The 24,229-nt window shown below is 40.6% G+C and carries 21 protein-coding genes and 1 pseudogene; 7 read left to right on the top strand and 15 right to left on the bottom strand.

Going from position 1 to position 24,229, the window contains the following annotated elements:
• Positions 1-277 precede the first annotated feature (277 nt).
• The 7 genes and pseudogenes from ACZYRN_RS07645 to ACZYRN_RS07615 all read right to left on the bottom strand — a co-directional run bounded on the left by ACZYRN_RS07645 (position 278) and on the right by ACZYRN_RS07615 (position 8,129).
• A complete protein-coding gene (locus tag ACZYRN_RS07645; protein ID WP_488910934.1) occupies positions 278-1,477 on the bottom strand; it encodes an MFS transporter in 1,200 nt (399 codons plus the stop codon).
• Positions 1,478-1,703: 226 nt separating this feature from the next.
• Positions 1,704-1,793 (bottom strand): annotated as a pseudogene (locus ACZYRN_RS07640) (Lrp/AsnC family transcriptional regulator); the annotation flags it as partial.
• Between the two features lie 173 nt (positions 1,794-1,966).
• Positions 1,967-3,703 (bottom strand): glycine betaine ABC transporter substrate-binding protein, encoded by a 1,737-nt coding sequence (locus tag ACZYRN_RS07635; RefSeq protein ID WP_488910933.1) that lies wholly within the window; start codon positions 3,701-3,703, stop codon positions 1,967-1,969.
• A 4-nt stretch (positions 3,704-3,707) separates the two neighbouring features.
• A complete protein-coding gene (locus ACZYRN_RS07630; RefSeq protein WP_488910932.1) occupies positions 3,708-4,913 on the bottom strand; it encodes a quaternary amine ABC transporter ATP-binding protein in 1,206 nt (401 codons plus the stop codon).
• 794 nt (positions 4,914-5,707) lie between these two features.
• Entirely contained in the window at positions 5,708-6,922 is a 1,215-nt protein-coding gene (locus tag ACZYRN_RS07625; protein ID WP_488910931.1) for a hypothetical protein, read from the bottom strand.
• 14 nt (positions 6,923-6,936) lie between these two features.
• A complete protein-coding gene (gene nfsA / locus ACZYRN_RS07620) occupies positions 6,937-7,665 on the bottom strand; it encodes an oxygen-insensitive NADPH nitroreductase (protein ID WP_488910930.1) in 729 nt (242 codons plus the stop codon).
• 5 nt (positions 7,666-7,670) lie between these two features.
• Entirely contained in the window at positions 7,671-8,129 is a 459-nt protein-coding gene (locus ACZYRN_RS07615) for a small multi-drug export protein (RefSeq protein ID WP_488910929.1), read from the bottom strand.
• A gap of 222 nt (positions 8,130-8,351) precedes the next feature.
• Between ACZYRN_RS07615 and tlp the strand changes: the two genes are divergently transcribed.
• Complete coding sequence (tlp, locus tag ACZYRN_RS07610; protein WP_488910928.1) at positions 8,352-8,642, top strand: small acid-soluble spore protein Tlp; 291 nt, start codon at positions 8,352-8,354, stop codon at positions 8,640-8,642.
• Positions 8,643-8,717: 75 nt separating this feature from the next.
• Here the strand turns inward: tlp and ACZYRN_RS07605 are convergent, their stop codons facing one another.
• The 7 genes from ACZYRN_RS07605 to folE2 all read right to left on the bottom strand — a co-directional run bounded on the left by ACZYRN_RS07605 (position 8,718) and on the right by folE2 (position 16,286).
• The gene (locus tag ACZYRN_RS07605) at positions 8,718-9,677 is read right to left on the bottom strand and encodes an alpha/beta hydrolase family protein (RefSeq protein ID WP_488910927.1); all 960 of its coding nucleotides are present in this window, start codon (positions 9,675-9,677) and stop codon (positions 8,718-8,720) included.
• 11 nt (positions 9,678-9,688) lie between these two features.
• A complete protein-coding gene (locus tag ACZYRN_RS07600) occupies positions 9,689-10,213 on the bottom strand; it encodes a helix-turn-helix domain-containing protein (protein ID WP_488910926.1) in 525 nt (174 codons plus the stop codon).
• A gap of 141 nt (positions 10,214-10,354) precedes the next feature.
• Positions 10,355-11,347: an NADPH:quinone oxidoreductase family protein gene (locus tag ACZYRN_RS07595; RefSeq protein WP_488910925.1), complete on the bottom strand. Its 993-nt coding sequence runs from the start codon at positions 11,345-11,347 to the stop codon at positions 10,355-10,357.
• A gap of 151 nt (positions 11,348-11,498) precedes the next feature.
• Entirely contained in the window at positions 11,499-12,557 is a 1,059-nt protein-coding gene (locus ACZYRN_RS07590) for a metal ABC transporter solute-binding protein, Zn/Mn family (RefSeq protein ID WP_488910924.1), read from the bottom strand.
• A gap of 85 nt (positions 12,558-12,642) precedes the next feature.
• Complete coding sequence (locus tag ACZYRN_RS07585; protein WP_488910923.1) at positions 12,643-13,824, bottom strand: GTP-binding protein; 1,182 nt, start codon at positions 13,822-13,824, stop codon at positions 12,643-12,645.
• 159 nt (positions 13,825-13,983) lie between these two features.
• Positions 13,984-15,159 (bottom strand): FAD-dependent oxidoreductase, encoded by a 1,176-nt coding sequence (locus ACZYRN_RS07580; RefSeq protein WP_488910922.1) that lies wholly within the window; start codon positions 15,157-15,159, stop codon positions 13,984-13,986.
• Positions 15,160-15,380: 221 nt separating this feature from the next.
• A complete protein-coding gene (gene folE2, locus ACZYRN_RS07575; protein WP_488910921.1) occupies positions 15,381-16,286 on the bottom strand; it encodes a GTP cyclohydrolase FolE2 in 906 nt (301 codons plus the stop codon).
• 402 nt (positions 16,287-16,688) lie between these two features.
• Between folE2 and rpsN the strand changes: the two genes are divergently transcribed.
• The 6 genes from rpsN (at position 16,689) to ACZYRN_RS07545 (ending at position 22,744) form a co-directional block, all read left to right on the top strand.
• A complete protein-coding gene (rpsN, locus tag ACZYRN_RS07570) occupies positions 16,689-16,958 on the top strand; it encodes a 30S ribosomal protein S14 (protein WP_488910920.1) in 270 nt (89 codons plus the stop codon).
• Between the two features lie 114 nt (positions 16,959-17,072).
• Positions 17,073-17,429, top strand: a complete 357-nt coding sequence (locus ACZYRN_RS07565) for a hypothetical protein (RefSeq protein WP_488910919.1) — start codon at positions 17,073-17,075, stop codon at positions 17,427-17,429.
• Positions 17,430-17,578: 149 nt separating this feature from the next.
• Entirely contained in the window at positions 17,579-18,670 is a 1,092-nt protein-coding gene (locus ACZYRN_RS07560) for an NAD(P)/FAD-dependent oxidoreductase (RefSeq protein ID WP_488910918.1), read from the top strand.
• A gap of 11 nt (positions 18,671-18,681) precedes the next feature.
• Positions 18,682-20,298 carry a nucleoside recognition domain-containing protein gene (locus ACZYRN_RS07555; RefSeq protein WP_488910917.1) on the top strand — a complete coding sequence of 539 codons (1,617 nt, stop codon included), beginning with the start codon at positions 18,682-18,684 and terminating at the stop codon, positions 20,296-20,298.
• Between the two features lie 520 nt (positions 20,299-20,818).
• Positions 20,819-21,823, top strand: a complete 1,005-nt coding sequence (locus tag ACZYRN_RS07550; RefSeq protein WP_488910916.1) for a permease — start codon at positions 20,819-20,821, stop codon at positions 21,821-21,823.
• A 15-nt stretch (positions 21,824-21,838) separates the two neighbouring features.
• The gene (locus ACZYRN_RS07545) at positions 21,839-22,744 is read left to right on the top strand and encodes a TIGR03943 family putative permease subunit (protein WP_488910915.1); all 906 of its coding nucleotides are present in this window, start codon (positions 21,839-21,841) and stop codon (positions 22,742-22,744) included.
• A gap of 482 nt (positions 22,745-23,226) precedes the next feature.
• Here ACZYRN_RS07545 and ACZYRN_RS07540 read toward each other — a convergent pair whose 3' ends face one another.
• A complete protein-coding gene (locus ACZYRN_RS07540; RefSeq protein WP_488910914.1) occupies positions 23,227-23,766 on the bottom strand; it encodes a redoxin domain-containing protein in 540 nt (179 codons plus the stop codon).
• Between the last annotated feature and the right edge of the window lie 463 nt (positions 23,767-24,229).

The raw sequence follows: 24,229 nt of genomic DNA, 5'->3' as shown, positions 1-24,229 counted from the left end.
CATATAACGTCGTTGGTTAGGTTGATTAAAAACAGGCAAATTCCTCGTGAATTTACCTGTTTTTTTTCCGATTCATGATGGTGACCGTAAGAACAACCAGCAAAACAATCATTCCAATAATGGTAAACACGGTACCGCCTTCTTTCTGCCTTTTTCTCTCCATCATTGTACTTCTTTTTCGGAAAGCGTTCCATCTAAATTGACAAATACCCTGCTTACAGCAGGGTATTTGTCCGTTTATTCAGTTTGTGTGCGATTTACTCCGCTTTCACACATTCTACTCCAGTTCCACTTGCTTCGTTTCCCGGCCGAGTGCCGCGAGTACGATAACTCCAATGACAATACTGGCGCAAAATAAACTGAAAATAAAGCCGATCGACTGACCGGATGCAACGAGCGTTCCGACAAGAAGCGGACCTAAAATGCCACCGATTCGGCCGACCGCTGCAGCCATTCCTGTGCCTGTCCCACGAATGACCGCCGGGTATTGCTCCGGCGTATACGCATATAACGCGCCCCATGCACCGAGGTTAAAGAAGGACAACAAGATCCCTGACCCCATCAACATGGACGTCGACTCGGCATTTCCGAACACGAGTGCTGAAGCGGCTGTTCCGAGCAAATACACCACTAAGACAAACTTCCGCCCCGCTCGTTCAATGAGCCAGGCAGCACTAAAATAACCTGGCAACTGCGCTAATGTCATGATGAGTACATATTCAAAGCTTTGAATCATGCTAAACCCTTTTATGACCATGACACTCGGCAGCCAGAGAAACATGCCATAATAGGAAAACACGACTGTAAACCAGACGACCCATAAGACGAGCGTCGGACGAGAATACTTTTTTGACCAAACATCGCGCATATTTTGTCCAATGGTCCGCTTTTCTGCTTTAGACGGTGAAAATGCGGGGGAATCCGGCAGCTTTAAGCGCAAATACAATGCATAAAGTGCTGGCACGGCTCCAATAACAAGCGCTGCTTGCCATCCGTATGACGGAATGACAAAATAGGAAATAACCGCTGCGAGCAGCCAGCCGAATGCCCAGAAACTTTCAAGCAGCACAACGATTCTCCCGCGATCTTTCGCCGGCACACTTTCCGATACAAGTGTTGACGCTACCGGCAGCTCGCCTCCAAGTCCCATTCCGACAAAAAAACGTAAAATTAAAAAAGCAGCAAGCGTTGTCGTAAGGGCGGAGAAACCGCTCGCAAGTGAAAACATAAGCAACGTAATAATGAATATATTTTTCCGGCCCACGCGGTCCGCGAATACCCCAAACACAAGCGCACCGACTGCCATCCCAATTGAATTCACACTGCCGATCCAGCCCATCTGCTGCGGCGTCAAACCCCAGTCTGCTTTTAGTGCCGCTATGACAAACGAAAGCATTCCGACATCCATCGCATCAAACATCCAGCCGAGACCTGCCACACCGAGCAGTTTCTTCTGTGAAATAGTCTTTTCTGCCATATCCATGCTCCTGTCTTTACAGTTGTTAACACTTTTTAACTATAGATGGGTCATTCAGAAAAAACAAGCGCTTTTTTGGTCCTTTATCCCGCATTTGTTCACGAACAATCAAGTTGTTGAAAAAATTTTATTATTTTCATCTATATTAATGGAACTACTTATTAATAATAATCGATAATTTACATGCTTGTTTAAGTGTACTAAAAATTTATCTAATAGTTCATTTTTTCACTTGATTGATTTTTATAGTATACCCTTCAATAATACCGCTATCCGCTAATTTAGCCACTCTAACTGAGGCAGCTTGACCTGTCATCACCTACTTTCTCAGGGTGTACCCTATTGATAAAAAAGGGACTGATCGGTTTTTACCAATCAGTCCCTAAATAATTTATCTTATTCCTCTATAGCACCCTTTTCTGGAATAACACACTACAAAGCAAGAAGAGATTTCTTTTATTTAAAATAGTTCTTATCGCTTTGTTAAATTTACTGCAAATCTTCAAGTGAATCAATATCGACATACTCTGGTACAACTAATCCGTTTTTTGTGCCTGGACCTTGAAGATTTGGCCCTAGATCAACGAAATCTTCTTTATACGTATTATAGTATTTTATATGGGTACCTGGCATCCATGCCCCTACCATACCATCAGCACTTCCGTTCGCTACACCAGCAAACATTGGGCCAACTTCTACCTGGCTTAATGTTACGTTATAGCCGTTTTGCTCAAGAACCTTCCCAATGACATTCGTACTGGCGATTTCGGTATCCCAAGCGACAAAGACGAGCTTGATGCTTTCGCCATTTCCTGCCTCGGCACCGTTTGTCCACTGATCTACTTTATCAGGATTCTCGGCAATCCATTTTTCTGCCGCTTCAGCCGTACCCATTCCTTCTGAAATATCGACCATCACACTTTCCATGTCACTTGCTTCCCAGGAGAATTGATCAAGAATCGTATACGCACCTGGTGCATCCTGTTCAAGACCTTTTCTGACAATCGTATTAATATCTTCCTCTCCGCCAAAAGAGCCTTTTGGGTCCTCAAGATATTTCAAATCAAACGTAGAAAACATCCAATGCGGTGACCACCCAGTAACAATGATCGGTTCTTTTGCATCATACGCTTTCTTTAATTCTGCCACCATCGCAGCACTAGAACCTTCTAACAACTCCCAGTTATCTAGACCGTAGTCTTCCATAGCTGTATTCGTAAGAGCCATTAACCCTGCACCTGGTTCAATCCCAACAATCTTATAGTCGGTTTGGTTACCAATATGACTTGCATTCTGACTTCCTGTCTCCTCTTTTTCTGGAATGGCCATCACAACAGCTGCAATAATCACAAGCGCTGCCAGAATAGAAAAAATCAATTTCGACTTCACAATATGTTTATAAGCGGGATCGCGTAAATTTTGCGTAATCCGATCAAGAATAATAGCAATAATAACAATTGATAAACCCGCTTCAAAGCCTGCTCCGACGTCGATTTGACTGACCGCTCGGTATACATCGGCTCCAAGTCCCGGCGCCCCAACTAACGAAGCTGTTACAACCATGGATAATGCGAGCATAATACTTTGGTTAATTCCGGCCATAATCGTTGGCATCGCTAATGGAATTTGAATCTTAAACAATTTTTGACTTTTACTAGAACCGAACGCATTAGCCGCTTCGATTAAATCTTTCGGTAGTTCTTGAATCCCCAAATTCGTCATTCGAATCGTTGGAGCAATCGCAAAAATAAAGGAAGCAATAATACCAGGTACGACACCAATCCCAAAGAATAAAATAGATGGAATCAAATAAACAAACGCAGGCATTGTCTGCATGAAGTCTAAAATCGGTGTAACAATGTTTCGCACTGTTTTTCTTTGCGCACACCATATTCCAATAGGAACCCCAATAATAATCGTCAATAATCCTGATAATAAAACAATGGCAAGGGTTTGAATACTAGAATCCCAATAGCCAAGATTATCAATTAACAATAAACTGACGAAGGCAAAAATCCCTAACGGCCACCTGCTTGTATAGGCGACTAAAAGAGTTAACACAAGAATGAACACGATCGGCGGACCAACACTTAATACATTTACCATGAGATCTAATAGACCTTCAATCGTAATTGTTAAAAAGTTAAAAAATCCAGCAAATGTAATCGTTATCCAGTCAACCAAAACATCTATCCATTCCCCTAATGGGATTTTCGGTATATTCATGACATCACTCACTCTCCAAATCGTTCAAGGAATCTTTATTTCCAGCTAGAGCACCAACAACAGCGCCCCGTATCACAATTCCTTTTAATCTCTTTTCTGTGTCGACGACAGACAACGGCAAATTCGCTGTGGCCATATCATCCATCAGATCAGTAAGCAAAGTATCCTCTGAAACGATTGGAATATCGGTTGTCATCACTTCCGAAATCGCTACATTTTGATCAATCGCCTCACGTGCTTGTTCAGCTGTGAGCGCACCAAGCAACTTCTGTTTTCGATCCACAACAAAAATACTGGAATATCCTTGCTTCCGCATAATTTCGAGTGCCACCCTCGGACCACGGTCGACGCTGATTTTTTCCGCCCGTTTCATTACATGAGCAGCCGTTAAGACTTTCGATAAATTCACATCTTCTACGAATTTCTCAACAAATTCATTGGCCGGATTCATTAAAATTTGTTCCGGTGTCCCGAGTTGAATGATACTACCGTCTTTCATCAACGCAATTCGGTCCCCAATTCGTAAGGCTTCATCCAGGTCATGAGTGATAAAAATAATGGTTTTCTTCAAACGCTCTTGAATTTCAATTAATTCATCTTGCATATCTTTTCGGATTAATGGATCGAGTGCGCTGAATGCTTCGTCCATCAAAATAATATCGGTGTCACTGGCAAGAGCACGGGCCAGTCCAACCCTTTGCTGCATCCCCCCACTCAATTGAGATGGCAGCTGATGTTCATACCCTTTTAATCCAACGATTTCTAAGGCACGCATCGCTTTTTCCCGGCGTTCATTAGACGGAATTTTCTGGATTTCAAGACCATATTCCGTGTTTTCCACGATCGTTTTATGCGGGAATAAAGCAAAGTGTTGAAAGACCATACTGATTTTCTTTTGACGAACTTCTCGTAGTCGTGCATCGTTCATCTTGACAATATCTTCATTTCTAATTAAAATTTCGCCCAATGTTGGGTTAATTAATCGGTTAAACATGCGAATTAACGTCGATTTCCCACTTCCCGATAACCCCATAATGACAAAAATTTCGCCGTCATAAATGTCAAAAGAAACTTTATTGACACCAACCGTCTGTCCGGTTGCTTTTAAAATCTCTTTCTTTGACTTACCTTGCTTCAATAATTCAATTGCTGCTTTCGGGTTATTACCAAAAATCTTTGAAACATTTTTGACTTCTACACATGGTTCCATGATGCCACCCCATTCGTTTCATCGTCATATCGTATTCACTATGTCACAGGTTCTTCTGCTTCTTTTTCGAGATCCAATCTTTATACTAAAAAGTCAGGAAGATCGTTTTAAAAAGACTTCTTTCAGATCTCCAAGAACAAGCAAGAGCACGCCTTTACTGGTACTAATATCACCAGAACGCATAAAAAAATTCGCCTGTGCGAATACTTTGCTTAAAAATGAAATTCCAATTAAACAGATGTTTAAAGTAGGATATGGGAGTAAAAGGATACTGGAGAACTTAATAAGCGTAGCATATAAAATACGATATCACGGGTATTATTTTTTACTTTCGAGACTATTTAATATTCCTCCAAAACTCTGAAAGTCTATAATAACCGTAACAAAGAATGAATATAAATTCAAATAATAATAGGGAAAATCCCAACGAAACATGCCACAACCCCTTTTATATCAAGGGATAGAAATTTTTTTCCACTATAATTTATGCAGTAGTTTCATAGATTAAATGTAGTTCATAATTATCAAAACAGTGACTCGATTAACTGATTAAAGGTCCAAAACAGCCTTTTACTCAACAGTTTTGGTCATTTGTTAATCAAAATGAAACAACCTTATTGTTTCTCATTACATTAACGAGCAGTAAAACCCCAACTTCAAGACTTCGAAAAGAAAGAAAGGAAGGCTTCGTTTGGGATCAACTGCCGTCCTTTTGCAATGTTAATCACTTCAATGTCATGAAAGTGATCAAACTGTATATAGAATACCCTTTTCTTTCTAATTCATACAAAGCATCAATCGAAGTGAATAACCTCTCCGTTTGCTGCATGAACCGCTGAGCGGCAGTCCATTTGTCCACATAATCGATACATTTCACCATCGTATACATACACCGGATTCAATTGTAAATAAGGCTTGATTTTTTTAAACGCTTCTTGTTTGGAAAGGGCTGCTTTTTCGGCTTTTTGATACTCCGCAAACTGATCATGCATCCACTTGTTATCCTGATAGTGGATCACCTCATATGAATCTTTATTAAAAAAGAGCTTCCACGTCCGAGGAATAACGGTTACATCCTCTTTGTTCATCAGTCCTGCCTCGATCATGCCATTTGTCCGCTTCATATCCGTCATAGCCCACTGCCCGCTTTCTCTCGGGGAATAGCTTTGAAGAAATTTGATGCTATTTTCAATCACTTTGCGGCGTCCTTTTTTCGTAATCGGTTTTGTATCTGGATGAGGTGGAAAGTGAAATAGAGTCTCTTCGTCAATTGGTGCGGGTGCGAATTGGATCAGTTTTCGTTTCACATTCATGTTCTTCTTCGTTTTCCACTCCAGCACTTCACTGTTTTCCCGAATCGGTTCTCCCGTTGCATTTGAAATAAACTGCTCATCGATCATGTAAACCGGCAGCCATTTTTTTTCGTCTTTTGACGGTACCTCACAGAAGATCAAACGATTAAATGCCATCGTTTTCACATTTTCAAGTGTCAAGGTGAATGTTTCTTCTTGCACCGGTCTATTTTCGAAGACTTGCGCGGAGTAAAACGTAAGTTTTTTCTCATCATCAAGCGACACATGAATCGCACCCTCAGGAGAAAGGGGCGTCCCTTTATATGCTGCTCGAAAGGAAAAGGTGTGTGCCGATTCAGCGTCAATAAACTGTTCGCCGTACGTCCAGCCTGTTTCCTGTTCCACCCAGCGGACGATTTCCTCTTTATCACCCGTTAAAAAAGAAAGACCCCGCTGCGGCGCTTTTCCACCAGAAAAAACCGCGGTTTTGAGCCGGCCTGTTTTCACATCTATTTCAATTACCCCAGTACCTTCGGGATTCAAGTCGTCTTCCATCCGATCTTCGAAACCCGGCGGCAGCCATTCCATCGTAAGCGTATAATCGGTCTCATTCAGTTCATTTTTTTCGTACACTGTCGTTGTGATGGATCGGGTAAAAGAGGCGAGACCAAATTTCTCCTGCACCATGTCAATCCACTGCTGAATTTGTTCATTCATCTTGATTCCTCCGGTCACTTTTGCAAAAAGCCTTTTGATTTCACGAAATCCATCATGTACGCGCGGCGCGGTTTAGATAAATAATCTGCCATTCCTTCTGTCCAGCCGGCCGACTTGTTATTCGTCGAACGATTCGCATAGTAGGCACGAATAACGTCGTCGTACTCCGATAGAATTCCGTCGTATTTCGTTTCATTATATTCATTCGTATGCAAAATGGCTTCAACCGGAAGACGCGGTTTCACTTCGTTTGCTTCATCTGGCACCCCGAGCGTTAACCCAAATAGCGGAATAACGTGATCTGGCAGTCCTAACAATTCACTAATCGGCTCAGGGTTATTGCGCACGCCGCCAATGTAACAAATGCCATAGCCCTCTGATTCTGCCGCGATGACGAAATTTTGAGCAAGAAGCGCTGTATCGATAACCGAAACGATGAAATTTTCCGTCGTGCCCGCTTCAATGGCCTTTCCGTGTTTTTTCGCTGCGTAATCAAGACGTTTCAAGTCCGCGCAAAAAACGAGTGCACGTGCTGCTCCTACTATTTGCACCGGATTTTTTGAAAACTCGGCTAGCTTGTCCCGCTTATCTTGATCAGTCACATCAATAATCGAATATGCTTGCACAAAATGGGAGGTGGCCGCGTGTTGTGCAGTTCCAATTAACTCGTAAAGTGTTTCATCTGAAATCGGTTCGTTTTTATATTTGCGCACAGACGCATGAGATTGAAGCAACTTTAACATGTTCATCATCCTTCCGTTTGTTTTAAGAAAAAATCAAATCCAACCATCGTTCCAATACCAAAAATCAGCGTCCAAAGGCCGATGCTGATCGTCAGCCAGAGCACTGTCCATTTTTTACTAGCTCCGAACGACAGTCCGATAAAGGCCGCGATATGAGTACCGATAAAAATGGGTCCGAGCAGCGCTAGTCCCGGAAAACCATATTTATTCATAATGTTCCGTGCCCGTTCCGTCTGCTTCAACTGGGTTTTCCCGGTTTTTTGAAGCTTCTTTTTGACCCATTCTTCCACTTTCTTGTAGCCGACAATGAGCAGCAGCACCGTTAACATATTGCCCGTGAACCCGAGAAACATAACCCAGTATGGCGACAAGCCACGCACAATCCCGACTGGAATAACGAGCGCGATCTCCATCCACGGGATCGCTGCCGCAATAAAGACAAGCGCATACTCTAATAATTGCATCAATTCTCCTCCAATATGTATTGCTTTTACTTTAATGCACACACGTTCTTCGCGCAACCGTAAGCAATGAAAGGGAAGTACCGTCTTTTTCGCTCTTATGGAAACAAAACACCTCCCAAAAAGAGCGTTCCCCAGAGAATCAGCGGGCCTTTTGTGACTCCTTTCATTATCGCACTCTTCCTGCCTGTCTTTCAAAAAAAGGTTGAATAACGAGGCGGTTAAATGGAGAAGTTATCACTTGTTGTCATTAAAAATGAGGGAGGTACAAAAGTGACGCATAAGAACCCAAAACCGGATGATCGGTCAGATAACGTGGAAAAGCTTCGGGACATGGTGCAAAATACGATTGGAAATATCGAAGCGGCTGAAGAAACAATGGTGTTTGCGGAAGGGAAAGAACGAGCGGCGATTAAAGCGAAAAACGACCGTCGTCAAAAAAGCATTGAAAATTTCCGCAGTGAAATCCAGGATGAAGCGGCTGATCGGAAAAACGGCTATTCCGGGAATGAGTAACATGCGCTTTTCACGGTAAATGTTAGTTTCATGAAAGATGGAGAAAAATAACTTCTCCATCTTTTTCATGACGTTTTATTCGTCCTGTGAATGGTCTGTTTTAAAATGAGCGATGAGCCATGCCTCGATTTTCTCAAGCCCCTCTTCATGAAGAGTGCGCTTTAGTATGTCTTTGAAATTCTTTTTCACGCTTAAAATGCTTCTCGGTTCGGTTTGCACGCGCAGACCGTGTTCCATGTTGTGAATAATGTGGTATTCACTTTTTCCTTGAACAAGGCCGTCAAGCTCCTGTAGCACGTGACTTTCTAAAAGAGGATCTTTATCGCCGTGCAGCGCAAACACGGGACACGTGACATTTTTTAATGCACGCCTCGTATCATAAGCGTCATGCTCACGAAACCATTTCGCCGGCTGTTTAAAAAACCATTGGATTTTAATTATGTCCCGGTCTGACCGCTTCATTTTCTCTAGTAATTTTACGTACTGCTTTTCATTTTTTACGTCTACTTTTAATGTCCGGTTGATCCATCCTTTTAACCCAGGCTGCGCAAACAATTCTTTGTAAGCGAGCCAGCGCTGATGGTGAAGTGCTTCCATTAAATTATCCACACCGCCGGAAAGAAACATGCAGCCGGCCGGATTCATCGTTTCAGCAAGGATCGTCGCTAAAATCGTTCCTTCACTATGACCGCACACGATCACTTTTTCCGGATCAACATTCGGATGGTCACGCAAAAATAGCAGCGCGCTTTTCGCATCATCCGCTAAATTAGACAATCCCGCTTCCATCCAATCGCCGTCTCGTTTGCCGGTGCCCCATTTATCATACCGCAATGTTACAAACCCTAACCCCGTCATAAAATGAGCAAGTTCTTTATACAAATTCGTTTGATATTTCCCTTTTCGATCGTTCCCATCGCGATCCACCGGTCCTGATCCTGCCAATAGAAGGATAGCTGGGTACGTTCCTTGATTGTCTGGAAGAGCAAGTGTGCCCGAAATCGCTGAATCGATCAGCATCTCTTTTTCAATCATACGAAAACCTCCTATTCCGGAATAATAATCGTGGCTATATTTTTTACTTTTCGCTCAGAAGAGGGTTCATTCAATGATACTTCTCCAATAAGCGCACCGATTTTTTGAATGAGCTCTCCATATTCTTCGTCCGTTACGTGCAGATTGGCAACCCGGTACCCCACTCCATCTTTCACTAAATCGATATCACCTTTATTTAAATACGTTTCATACAATGCGAGAAGCTGTGTTGTGAACGTAAAGAACAATTCGAGATGTTCTTCTTTCGACAAATTCAACAATTCATCTTGTGCCTCTAGTGTCTGTTCTTTTAACGCAAATACTTTTTCCACTGTTCCCCGTATTTGATTTTCCTGCACAACTTCAATGACATCTGCTTCAAGCAGCATGTTTATATGCCGATAGAGCGTCGCCTGCGGAACATCTTTTATCCGTTCTGTTAATTGCTGGACGGTTAATTTCCGGCCGTTCACAAGTGACTGAATAATCTTCATCCGCACCGGATGTAAAATAAGTTTCACCTTCGAATGTTTCATCCACATCACCTCTTTATTCATTATTATCATTTATAATAATAATATAAAAAATGAAAATATTCAACTGTTTTGATGTAAAAAAGGGCTGTCCAAAAGTCAGAGAATATATGACCCGGACAACCCTTTATAGGTTAAACTATTTTATAACTGGACAAGAATCCGCCCCCGTATTTTCCCTTTTAAGATCGTCGGCAAAATGTCGGGCAATTCTTCTAACGAAATCTCTTTATGAATAAACATTGAAAGACCATCCGGTTTTAAATCTGTCGCCAGACGGCTCCAAATCGCCTGACGTGTATCCATCCTGCAATGCACTGAATCAATTCCGAGTAAATTAACACCGCGAAGAATAAACGGAAAGACGCTCGTTGGGACACTCGTTCCGCCTGTTAATCCGCTCACAGCAACAGACCCTTGCTCACTTATTTTGCTTAAAATAGCCGCTAACGGATCGCCGCCAACCGGATCGACTGCACCGGCCCATTGTTTTTTATCAAGCGCTTTCATATTTCCATTGTACACATCATCGCGAGAGATGATTTCTTTTGCTCCAAGTTTAAATAAATACTCTTTTTCAGATTCTTTTCCCGTACTGGCCACAACGTCATAGCCCCTGCCTGCTAACATAGATACAGCAAAACTGCCTACTCCGCCAGTAGCGCCCGTCACTAGCACCTTTCCTTGATCAGGTGTTAATCCATTATCTTCTAACCGCTGCACAGATAAAGCCGCTGTAAACCCGGCTGTACCAAAAATCATGGCTTCTTTTAATGACAGCCCTTCTGGCAAAGGAACGATCCAGTCAGCAGGAATTCGGGCATATTCACTGTATCCTCCAAAATGAGAGACGCCGATTTCATAGCTTGTCGCAATCACTTCGTCGCCTTTATGAAAACGAGGGTCTTCCGATGAGACAACGACGCCCGCTAAATCAATTCCCGGAATCATTGGATAAGATTGAACAACTTTTCCATGAGGAATACTGGCTAGTCCATCTTTATAGTTAACACCTGAATAAGCCACTTTAATAAGTACATCCGCATGCGGCAGCTCATCTACCGTCAGCTTTTTGACGTTAATCGAAAAGTCATTTTCCGTTTTATCCACCATTAACGCATTAAACTGTTTCTTCATTCGAACAACCCCTTTTTTCGCTATATGTTGATGATCATTATATCAATCTTTCACTTCCTGCGGTGCCTGATCTGCAGTTCATCCTATTTATTCTATTCAAAATTTTACCATTAAGACAAGGATGTTAAGATTCATCTAACGACCTTATCATTTAATTTAATGCTTTTTTCAACGTTTCTATATTCCGTTTCATTAAACTTACGTAGTCTTCCTGATTTTTAACCTCTTGATCTGTGATAGACTCTAAATTATGAAGGGTTAATGGTTCGGCTTTAATCTCATTTTTTACAACATCCGTTATTTTAGACGCAACATTTTGCTCAAAAATAACATACTTTACATTCTTTGCACGGGCATCTTTAATAATAGTTTGCAGCTCCTTTTGTGAGGGCTCGTCGGTTGGAGAAAGACCCGCAATGCTTATTTGTTTTAAACCATAGCGGTCATTCCAATATCCGTATGCCGCATGTGATACAATGATTTCCTTTGTTTTTCCGTTTTGAATGGTGTTATTGAATTCTTTATCAAGTTGTTCTAATTCGCTTTTTAATTCTTCAAAATTCCCCTCAAACGCTTCTTTTTGTTCTGGCTTTAACTCAACTAATGCATTTTTAATATTTTCAGCCATTGTAATGGCACGGATTGGGTCTAACCAAATATGCGAATCTAGATCGCCATGATTGTGGTTTTCTTCACCTGCTGTATGATTATGAACATCCTCGTTAGCATGCTCATCTTCATGATTTTCTTCGCTGGCGTGTTTGTCCGGATGTTCACTATTAACATGTTCATCTTCATGGCCTTCTTCGTCTTCATGTTCATCGCTGCCTTTAATAAACGTGACCCCATCTGCTGCTTCAATTAATTTTACGTTTTCATTTTTCAAAGCTTCTATGGCTTTATCAACAAACCCTTCCAGACCAGCACCGGTGTAGATAAAACCGTCTGATTTAGCGATATTCACCATTGTTTTTTGTGACGGCTCAAATGTGTGAGCATCGATGTTAGGAGGATAAATACTTTCTACTTTGACAGAGTCACCGCCAATTTTTTTTGCAAAGTCCTCTAAAGGGAAAATCGTTGTATAAATGGTGAGTTGATCTTTTTCTGCTTGATTATTCGTATTTTCTGCTGTTTTGGTACTGCCGCATCCGGCTAAAAACAAGGCTGTTACGAGTACAGCAGTGAAAAATAGGGCTAATTTTTTCATTTTATTCTCCTCTTTCTATAAAAAGCATGATTTTGACCGTCATGATTGTGCTTTAACTACTTCAACATATCTTCCTAGCTAGTAGTTAGACGATGGTGAAAGCTGGGATTGGATCAGAAAATGTAGTCCAGTCCATTGTCATTTCATCATCTGAAAGTAAACAAGACTCAAGGGATGCCTCAATTTCAGCTTGGTCCATGTCTAAGCCAATCAATACAAGCTCTATCATACGGTCTCCGAATGTATCATCCCATTTTTGGAGTAATTCAGGCTCTTCTTGTAAGATTGCTTGTTTTTCCGCTTCAGGATAGGCGGCGATCCATTCACCAGCCCCTTGAATCATAATGGACGTGCCTGCCTGAGACAGTAGACCCGTCATGTCATTCCGGCTTGCCAGCCAGAAAAAGCCTTTTGCACGGATGACATCCACCGGCCAATTTTCAAGCCAACTCATGAAACGTTCTGGATGGAAAGGACGGCGGCGACGATAGACGAACGAGGAAATGCCCAAACTTTCCGTTTCCGGTGTGTGTTCTTCATTTAACTCTTTAATCCAGCCGGCTGCTTGACTCATTTTTTCGAAATCAAATAGTTTGGTATTGATAATGTTTGACAGCCACACATCACTAAATGTTGTTTTCAATACTTTGGCTTCTGGATTTAACTTTTGTAACACGGCTTCTAATTCCAGGGCACTTTCATCATCCAATAAATCAACTTTGTTCAAAATAATCACATTGGCAAATTCAATTTGGTCAATCAATAAATCCACCACTTCACGTGTATCCTTTTCATCTGTTCCTTGTTTTCGATCCACTAAATTTTCGCCGGAGGAAAAATCATGCCAGAAACGATTTCCATCCACAACGGTCACAAGAGTATCGAGGCGGGTTTTCTCGGTCAAATCAATTCCTAACTCTTCATCGATATACGTAAACGTTTGCGCAACCGGTACTGGCTCACTAATACCTGATGATTCAATGACAATGTAATCAATATTGCCTTGGTCCACTAATTTCTCCACTTCTTTCATCAAATCATCACGCAGCGTACAGCAAATACACCCATTTTGCATTTCTATCAGCTTTTCTTCTGTTCGTGTAAACCCACCTTGCTTAAGTAACGTCGCATCAATGTTCACCTCACTCATGTCATTGACAATGACGGCGATTTTTAATCCTTCACGATTTTGTAGAATGCGATTTAATAAGGTCGTCTTTCCAGAACCTAAATAACCACTTAGTACTGTTACGGGTACTTTTTTCATAAACTAAACCTCTTTCCAAATCATAATTATTACGATTTATTGATGATAAAATCGCTCTTTTTCTTACTATCGAGATGTTATCCGGTTTCATAGTGAAAATGGACAGCCTTTGGAGAAACCCATTTATTCCAACTATATAGGCAATGAATTAGTAATTGGTTATAAGCTGCTAACAATCCGTTCCGCTGCTTGACGGGCTCCAGAAATATTACGGGCGATCGGTCCCATTTCAAGCTCTGCTAAAGCTCCGGTTACGTATAGACCTGGTCCCCATTGCAGTGATTTTGAAACGATGGGATATCCGCATTCTGCGCATGGAAGCTCATGTTTTTCAACGATTGGCGTCAGCCACTGCTTCCCTGGCAAAGATGGTTGAAAGCCTGTTGCTAATAAAACGGTGCCCGTTTGGTGAATCAGACGGCCTTGCCCATCACCCAGCTGAACATTACCATTTTTTACGAAAGCCTGTTGAACCTGTCCATCCATTATCAGCAGCTCATCTTGCCGAACACTGCGCCGTAGTTTTATATACAAGTCACGAGGCAAGGATCCTTTGTGGCGGGCTTGTTTAATTTGCTCCCGGCGTGTTTGATAGCAGCCAATTTTTCTGAAAGGAAGCTGATTTTTAGGACCAAGCCAAGCAGGATCACTGTCAAAATCATGCAGGCGAAACGGGTGCCGCTTCAGCAATGTCACTTCGCCCGGAAACATAGCAGTCAATTTTAAGGCTAAATGAACGGAAGTAATCCCGCCGCCAATAATGGTAAAAGGACGTGCCATCTCTTCAAATTTTGGAAGATTAGCCTCAAAAATATGGTGTACAGAAGCATGGGCTTCTTTCTTTAATACCTTTGCCCAGTCGGGCCAAACTGGCTGTTCACTAATGCCAATAGCCAGTACCAGATTCTCCCCTATCAGCTCTTTTCCATCTTGCAGTTCGACACGCCATTTGTTTTCAATTCGCTCGGCAGTTCGAACGCGTCCTTGCACCCATCCTTTTTTTAACTGTAAATCGTCAACCAGGTGATCACAATGCTCATTAAACATGGAGAGAGCCGGACGCTTGAACCTTCCGTAAAAAGCAGCAGATTCATCCGTTGCATTGTTTTTCACAAAGGCTTGTAAACTAAGCGGATGAACGTCAAGATGATGAACAACCGGCGAACGTAAATAAGGCATCGCAATAAGATTTGTGCACCGTTTCCAGTTTTCTAATGGTTCTGCGTGAGGATCCACAATAGCAACCTCGTCAATAGAGGCTTTATGCTGTTTCCGCAAGAATGAAGCCATCGTGATCCCCTGGATGCCTCCGCCAACAATGATCCATTTATACATAGGCCCAATCTCCTTTTTAAATCGTAATTATTCTTATTTACAAAAATGCAAGAAAATGCTCATTTTTTCCGAAAATGACCAAGGACATCAATTGTTGAATGATAGCACTGCAAATAAATAATGAATCAGTAATGGTGAAATGTATTTCAATAAGATTCTGTTACTGATTTCATTCTCTCTCAATTTTCCTTTCCACCTGCAATCTTTAAATATGTAAAAGCTTATTTATGCCTTTTGTTGAACGTTACAGAGGCATAAGCATCATGTAGATGAATGGATTCTTCATTCCGGCATTCTACTGTAAAAGATTGAATAAATGGTATTTCGTATAAATCAGCAGCTACAAGACGGACCATATCTTCGACAAAGCGAGGATTTTCATATGCTTGTTCCGTCACTATTTTTTCATCGGGCCGTTTTAAAATTGGGTAAATCAAGGCGCTGGCATTTGACTGAGCAGCATCTAAAAGCACAGCCTTCCAATCACTAGATTCTTTAAGCTCATCCAGTAACAATGCCGTCATTTTAATATAACCCCGTTGGTTATGCGCACTGTATTCACTAATTTCTTTGGAACAAGGGCATAAAGTCGTTACAGCACAGGTTAATTCAACCATTCTTTCTGCTATCTTTCCGCGCTGATAAGATACCGACATTTTGGCGTCCGCATGGTTCAAACCCGCTAGAGAAGAGGCTGGTGCTGTTTGTTCGTAAAACCAAGGGAACTTTACTTCAAGACTTGCATCTCTTTGGCCTAAACGCTCTGCTAATTCTTTTACAAAATCGGAAAGCTGTGAAAAGTCTAAAGTGAAACCTTGTCTGCGATATAGCTCCAATTGTTCAGTAAAACGGCTCATATTTGTTCCCTTTACATCACGCGGAATCGTAGACGTCAGGGTAAAAGAAGCGATTGTCGTTTGTGTTAGTGGATGTAACGCTGAAGTAATGGAAACGGGCATTTTAACGTTTGTAATACCAACAGCATCAATTTCAAACAAGAAATCCTCTCTTACATTTTGTAAATCAGGCATCTTTTCTTTTTCACTTGGCTTTGTTTTTCTTCCTGGTTCTATGGAACCGAACAGCTTTAATCGTTCATTTTTGGGGGGAAGTTTGAAATTTTCCATGTAGTATACTCCTTTTAAATTCATTTACTAATAATAAAACGTAATGATTCCTATTTGCAAGAGTTTTTTGAATTTTAAAATCGGCTAACCCAGAAAGTCTGTTTTATTTGAGTCGAAAAGACTTTATGAAATTTAAGCATAATTAACATAACGTCTGTTCTCGATCACAAAGATCCAAAACATGATTCACCCGAGAATTTCACTCACAAGAATGAACGAAACAGTTGTATTTGATGAGACTATTCATTCTTTGTGAAACTCTCTCTTTCGATAAAATCTGCTAGAAGCCGGTTTTTAATAAAGGAAGCCTCCTTTCATACTTTTTATTGTCAAAAGAAAAAAAGTATGGTTTAATAACTCTCAAAACGTAATGATTACGATTATTAAAAGGGGCGAATACGATTGGCTAAAAAATCAAAAGTAGTAAAAGAAAAAAAACGGCAAGAGCTTGTGGCGAAATATGCCGAGCTGAGAAAGGAACTAAAAGAAAAAGGAGATTATAAAGCGCTTAAAAAACTTCCGAGGGATTCTTCCCCTACTCGTCTTAAAAATCGCTGCGAGGTAACCGGCAGACCACGTGGCTACTTGCGTAAATTTAAAATGTCCCGTATTGCTTTTAGGGAATTTGCCCATAAAGGACAACTTCCAGGTGTGAAAAAATCTAGCTGGTAATGGCTGAATAGGTCTATAAAAAGTCATGAAATGCGGGGAATGTGCTTATAGTGACCATGAGATCCTGTCACGATAAGCTAGTTTTCTTTAGAGATTTATTCGGAGGGATAAAAAATGAACGAACATTTATTAGAAATATTGACGAGAGAAATTGTAGCTTCTTTATCCGCAGAACGGCGGCAGCTTTATCAGTTTATCGTTCATTTAGAAGATGAACTGGCTCAACAAGCAGATACATCAGACCACTTTTTATCATTGCTTGTTAAGCACGCACCGCATGACCAGGCAGCTAAACGCTTCAATCTGCCATATGGTGAAACCATCAAGCTGATGAAAGAAATCGAAAAAGAAATTGATGAAAAGCTTCAGTTGAAAATCAGAAAAGCAAAATGGATTGACTGCACCGAGATTATAGCGAAAAAGAGAGAAAAAACAAGCCGTAAGACGTCGCTTTATCTTTTTGTGATTTAGCATTTCCGTGATCGTTCGTTTGCTTATCCAAATTTATTGTCTCTAAATCGTAAACGTTCTGATTTGTTTAAAGATAATTTTTTTGATCAGAGTGCTAATAGCGGACCAGTTTGATTTGTTTTTACCATGAAAAAGAAAGGATGACCTAATTGATTACTATTATAGGCGGAGGAGCTGCAGGCATCGGTGTAGGCATATTGCTGACAAAATTGGGAGTGGAAGAGTTTCTTATTATTGAAAAAGATGAGATTGGCGCTTCTTTTTTAAACTGGGCAAAGGAAACTCGATTTATTACCCCCTCCTTTACGGGGCATGGATTTGGATTGCTGGATTTAAATGCTGTTTTTCCAAATAGTTCGCCGGGCTATACAGTGGGAACCGAGCATCTGACTGGCAGGATGTATGGCCAGTATTTAAAAGGGATCGCAACGTATTTTAAGTTGCCTGTTTTAGAAAAAACAGAGGTTACGAGTATTCGAAAAGAGGACAATGAATACATTGTTCAAACAAATCAAAACGCCTACAAAGTTAACGCTGTTATTTTAGCTTGCGGAGAGTACTCATTCCCGAAACGGCCTTTTCAGCATGGCATTCACTATGCGGATGTGGAATCTTGGAGTGATTTTAAAGGGGACAGAATGATCATAGGGGGCGGAGAAAGTGCAGCCGATGCTGCTTTCCACCTATCAACCAACGGATGGAAAGTCGATGTTTATCATCCGAAGAAAGACTGGCTTGCGTTTGATGCCGACCCAAGCAGATCCGTTTCTCCGTTTACACGAGACCGTTTGAAAATGGTGGATCCCCGTTTCCTCCATGAACATCCCCATTCATCCGTTATCTCGATTACGTACTCTAAACAGCTCTCTGCCTATGTCGTTGCGCTAGAAGACGGTTCAACAATTGAAACAAAACAGGAACCGCTTCTTTGCACCGGATTTCACAGCGGCGCATCCCAATTCTATTCGCTGTTTGATTGGACAAATGATGGCTTGCCCATTGTGAATAACTATGATGAATCTACTTTGGCTCCATCCGTTTATTTAACAGGGCCAAGTCTTCGGCAAAGAGAGACCATTTTCTGCTTTATTTATAAGTTTCGCCAGCGCTTTGCCATTCTCGTGGAACATCTTCTGCTTCAACACAATATTCCTTATGACAAATATGCGCTGGAAGAATACAAACAATCGAATATGTATTTAGATGATCTGGCTTGTTGTGAAGCAGGCTGTGAGTGCTAGGGAGTGAGAAAATGAAAATTGCGCTAGTGGGATTGGAGTCATCCGGAAAAACGAGTGTTTTGTCCTCTCTTTCAAAGAAAGCCATTCCTGTACCTGGTTCAAATGTTCGCGGATCGACTTCCTCTGTTTATGAGTACAACATAAATAATCATCAATATATAGACACACCAGGAGTTCGCGAAGAGAGTGAATTAGTCACCAGCTTATCTACTAGAAAAACGATAGAAAAAGCAAACATTTTATGGTATGTCGTGCGGGGAACCCATTTTGTGAAAGAGATGAAGCTGCTGCTCTCTATGTTCCCGCCAGAAAACAAACGAGTAAAGATTGTTGTAACCTTTAAAGATAAGCTTGATGGGATGTCTAAAAAGATAATCGACTCTTTTAAAACGAAATATGCTCTTCCTATTGTCCTCGTTAATGCACGCGAGTTTTCAATAGAAGAGGCAGAAGCCTTGCACTTGGAAGGACGTCCTCTATCGGCGACGGATATAAAATATTTACAGTCAATTCCAATAAAAGAAACGCAAGTGCCCAACCCCCTTTTTACTCATAAATGGATCGGAACTGCTTTTTCTCTTTTGCTGTTAATCGGTACATTTGCACTCCCTGTTTTCATTTCTTATCGGCTCTCCTCTTATCTTGAGTCAGTTGTGGAACAGGGGATGATAAGCCACATTTTGAATCTCGTTAACGGATTTCCAAATTGGTTTTCTACTTTACTTGTTGGGGATTATGGGCTTCTTTCTCTAGGTATGTATTCTTTTATATGGGCGTTTCCCGTTGTCCTTTTATTCAGTTTGATGGTTGCTTTAACAGACGAAAGTGGTTTAAAGGATCGAATAACCGATTCACTCGATCCTTTTTTGCGAAAATGGAAACTGACCGGCCATGACCTCGTTCCGATTATTAGCGGATTTGGGTGTAATGTGGTCGCTGTTCAAGGAAGCAGAAGCTGTCATGTTTGCTCTCGTAAAAGTTGTATATCGGTTATTTCATTTGGATCAGCCTGCAGCTATCAGATGGGAGCAACTCTTTCCGTCTTTGCTGCAGCAGGACATATAGAGCTTATTTTGCCGTACCTCCTTCTATTAGCGTTTTTCTCTCTTGTTCATGTGAGAATGTGGAATAGAAACAGGGTAATTCCTGTTTTTAAGGAACATAAAACGTATCTGCAGTTTCCTTCAGGACGTACATTATGGTACCGAATAAAGCCGGTTATCAAACAGTTTTTTCTTCAAGCCATGCCTATTTTCCTAATCATTTGTTTGATTGCTTCTCTGTTTTCATTAGCTGGGATTCTAAGAGAAATCCATGAATGGATAGGGCCCTTTCTTCGTATGATGGGTCTTTCAGAAGCAGCAGCGCCCGCTTTTGCAGCAAGTATTTTCAGAAAAGATGGTATTTTGTTATTAAACGAAGGTGGAGGAGAATTACTGGCAAGTTTAACAATGCCGGAGCTTCTAATAGCTGTTTATTTATGCAGCACGTTCTCATCTTGCCTCGTAACGTTACTAAAAATCGCAAAAGAATTATCATGGAAAGAAGCGGGAGAATTAGCCGGAAAGCAGGTTATAACGAGTATCTGCTCTACAATCTTATTAAGTATGACCCTATGGCTGTTTTAACAACCAAAGAAAGTCAAGATGAAACTTTATAAGGAACGAGGAAAGAATAATGCTATTTTTATAGAATCAAACTGCCTTCATCTATTTTAGAAAAACAGGATTTATTCGTTGATTAAAGAGTAGATCCTGTTTTTTATTATAAATGTTAAATATCAGTAGTAATAATGACATGTAGATTAATGCATGTAGAGCAGAAATAATTTTCGAGGTTTTTTCATATACATTCATTGAGTTTCCACTATCGGTATAATTTTATATAAGAAATGAGACAACTCTTCCCTTTGCCTACTATAGCGTTACCTTCAGCAGGAAAACTGCTCGGCCCAAGTTTTACACACTAAGTGAGTACTTTTAATTATCATCAAATTAGTTTCTTTACTTCTCAAAAGTAGAATTGGTTATTGTATAACTGCTGTGTCCAAAGGTTCTTCTAATAAAATTACTGCCAGCATAAAATAACATAAGTTTGATTCAATTTCCTTTTAAGGATATAGAAAAGGGTTAAAGAATGGAGGCTCATATGGATCGTGGGATTCGGCATTTTTTTCTTGAGTTTACGATACTTATAGCGGGGGCAGCCATCATCTATTTTGGCTTTTTTGGTGAAGGGATGATCAACCAAAATACCTCCTTTCAGCTGCCTCCATCCTTTCTACAGTTAAACACCATTTTTTTGAGTATCTTAATTGAAGCGGTGCCTTTTGTTTTAGTAGGTGTTTTAATTGCAGGATTTATACAGATTTTTGTCAGTGAAGAGCAGATCGAAAAATGGATTCCTAAAAATAAGTTTTTAGCTGTGACGATGAGCTGCGTGATAGGGGCTTGCTTTCCAGCTTGTGAATGCGGCATTGTTCCCATTGTTCGGCGGCTTGTCTCAAAAGGTGTTCCCATATACGCCGGTATCGGTTTTTTGTTAACGGGACCACTGATTAACCCTATTGTTATCTTTTCCACCTATATGGCTTTTGGCAATGATCTCACGATTGCTGCATTACGAATGGGAATCGGTTTTGCTGCGGCTATGATTATTGCGATTATGATCAGCTTGATTTTTAAAGGAAGCCAGCTCAAAGTGACACCAAAAATAGAAAGGTTCCAAGGACTAAATCGGAATCATTCCTTTTTTTCACGTTTTTGGAACATGCTTAAACATTCCATCGATGAATTTTTTGATATGGGAAAATATTTAGTGATGGGGGCTTTTTTTGCGGCGTTTGTTCAAACCTATGTATCCACTCAATCCTTGCTGCAAGTCGGGGAAGGCTGGGCTTCTTCTACACTGGTTATGATGGGCCTCGCCTACATTTTGTCACTTTGTTCAGAGGCGGACGCCTTTATCGGGGCTTCTTTCCGAAATATGTTTCCCACATCTTCTATTCTGGCTTTTTTGATTTATGGGCCGATGATGGACTTGAAAAATACCATGATGCTTTTAAGTGTCTTTAACGTAAAGTTCGTTCTTAGTTTAATCGTACTGACCACCATTACGGTATTTATGTGCGTCAGCTTCTTAAGCGGACTTTAACAGGGGGACGATAGGATGAGATTCCAATTTCAGCAAGCCTTTCGGGCAATGATTTTGTTTGCCTTTTTTGCTTTCTTAATAAAGATTCATCTAAATGGAGATATTCTTAAATATGTGAATCCAAAATATACTCAGCTTAGTCAGACGGCGGCTTATCTGTTTTTGTTTCTGTTTTTTATTCAGTGCACGCGGATATGGGCACGTACCCATAAGTACGGGGAGCATTGTTATCATAAATGCAGTCATGATCACGGTGCTTCAGACTCGCCCATTAAAAAGAGAATTGCCTATTCCATTTTGATTTTCCCCCTGCTCACCGGTTTTTTTCTGCCCGCCAAAATACTGAATGCTTCTACCGCATCGAAAAAAGGAATCGTTTTAACAGGAGAAACAAGCCTTCAAAAACAGGGAGAGAGCGAAATGGAAACCACTTCTCCCCTTTATGATCAGGAGGAAATGATGACGGTTAATCACGAAGTTGTGGTTGATCGAAAAGAAATAGAGAAAGAAGTATATGATGAAAAAATGAAACATCTTGAAAAGGCGAAAGTCATTGATATGAATGAAGAGGTGTTTGATCCGTACTATGGTCAGATAAGTGAGGAGCCTGAAAAATATTTAGGAAGAACGATTAAAATGGCGGGATTTGTTTATAAGGAGAACGGGTTTCAATCGAATCAGCTCGCCTTGACGCGATTTTTAATTACACACTGTGTAGCGGATGCAACAAGTATCGGATTTTTAACAGAGTTCGATAAAGCTCAAACGCTACAACAGGACACCTGGATAGAGGTAGAAGGAACACTCGAGCTGACTACTTATGACGGTTTAGAAATACCGGTATTAAAAGTAAAGTCATGGAACGTAATTAAAGAACCAAAAGAACCTTATATCTATCCTGTTTATATAAAAATAATTTAGAAGATCCCTTTTGCCCGGCGATCAACTTCAATAATGAAAGCTTATTCCGAAAATCAAACAGGCACTGTTCAATTTGGCGGCACTATTGCCGCACTGATCGTCGGGCGAATGTTAACAGATATCCTCCCCTTCTTAATGCGAATTAGCCTGACAAACAGATTGAGAAAGAGAAAGTATAGATGGAGATCCCTCTATTGTGGAAGTACCGAATTTAATCAATTTGCAGAAAAAAGAGTTAAAAGATCAGATGATTTCTATGAACGTAGTGTCAGATGGTACAGGTATTACAGTGATTTAGCAGTCCCCTGCTGCTGGAGTATACTTGGAGCGAGGCAGTACTGTCCGGGTTTATTTGACGTAATGTAGATTAACTGTGCCAAAGGACATTAATCAAATGTGGAGTACGTAATTAAGACGTTAGACATCTTCGAAAAAGAAGATGCCTTCACTGTATATAAGTTTTCTTTCTGAAGATCACAGACTTACTCTTTAATCATATTGTTCATCATCTGTTCATTCATTGGCCCGATTACTTGTTGATGGATAGTACCATCTTCGTTCAACACGAATGTTGTCGGTATCGTATATATATCATATGTTTTTGAAATGGCGCCATCTTTGTCCAATAAAATGGGAAAAGTTAATTTATACTCTTTCGCAAAGTTGCTTACCCTGCTACTGCTTTCTTCGATATTCACCGCGAGAATTTCTACATTTACTGGTTTTCCATTGTAAAAAGACTGCATATGCGGTATTTCCTCTTTACAAGGCGGACACCATGTTGTCCAAAAGTTTAAAAACACTTTTTTTCCTTTATAGTCAGACAGCTTTACTTCTTTGCCACTCATCGTCTGAACCGTGAAATCCGGCGCCTTTTTCCCCTCTTTAATAACATAATTTTGACTATTAGCAGCTACCTCGGCATTTTCATTTTTGGCTACTTCTTTGTCACTGTATAAATTAAACACAGTGGTTCCTATAACCAACGCCAGACAAAGGAGTCCCAAGTAGTGTCTCTTCATTTTTTCTCTCCTTAATAAGATGAAGTAATCTGTGGTGTGTAAGTATACGTGAGATTATGTTAAGAAAAGAGAGCAGCTTGCTTATAAAAAAGCAAAAGCAATATCTACAAATTTTAAAAAATAATCTAAACACCTAATTCTGAATTATTTTAAATGTAGTATGAGCATTTTCTCCTCTCCTTACTCGATTTTTCCACATATAACCGTTATCCCAAGATGTTTTTACATGATCATCTATAGGAAACTAATCTCCCTTAATTTATAGGGAAGAGATTATTTACCTTATATTTGAGATACATCAAAAAGTGCCTAACTGATTTTCAGATAGGCACTTTTTGTCTAGAATTTGAAATACACTCATAGCTTTACATTGAGCTATATATGTGTTTCTACGTAGATGTTGTTTTCACTCTTGGCATGGGTCTCTCCTATATTTAAAATCATCCAAAAGAAACCCTAAAAA

The organism is Domibacillus sp. F004, from assembly GCF_057814295.1.
This window is presented reverse-complemented; position numbering and strand designations above follow the sequence as displayed.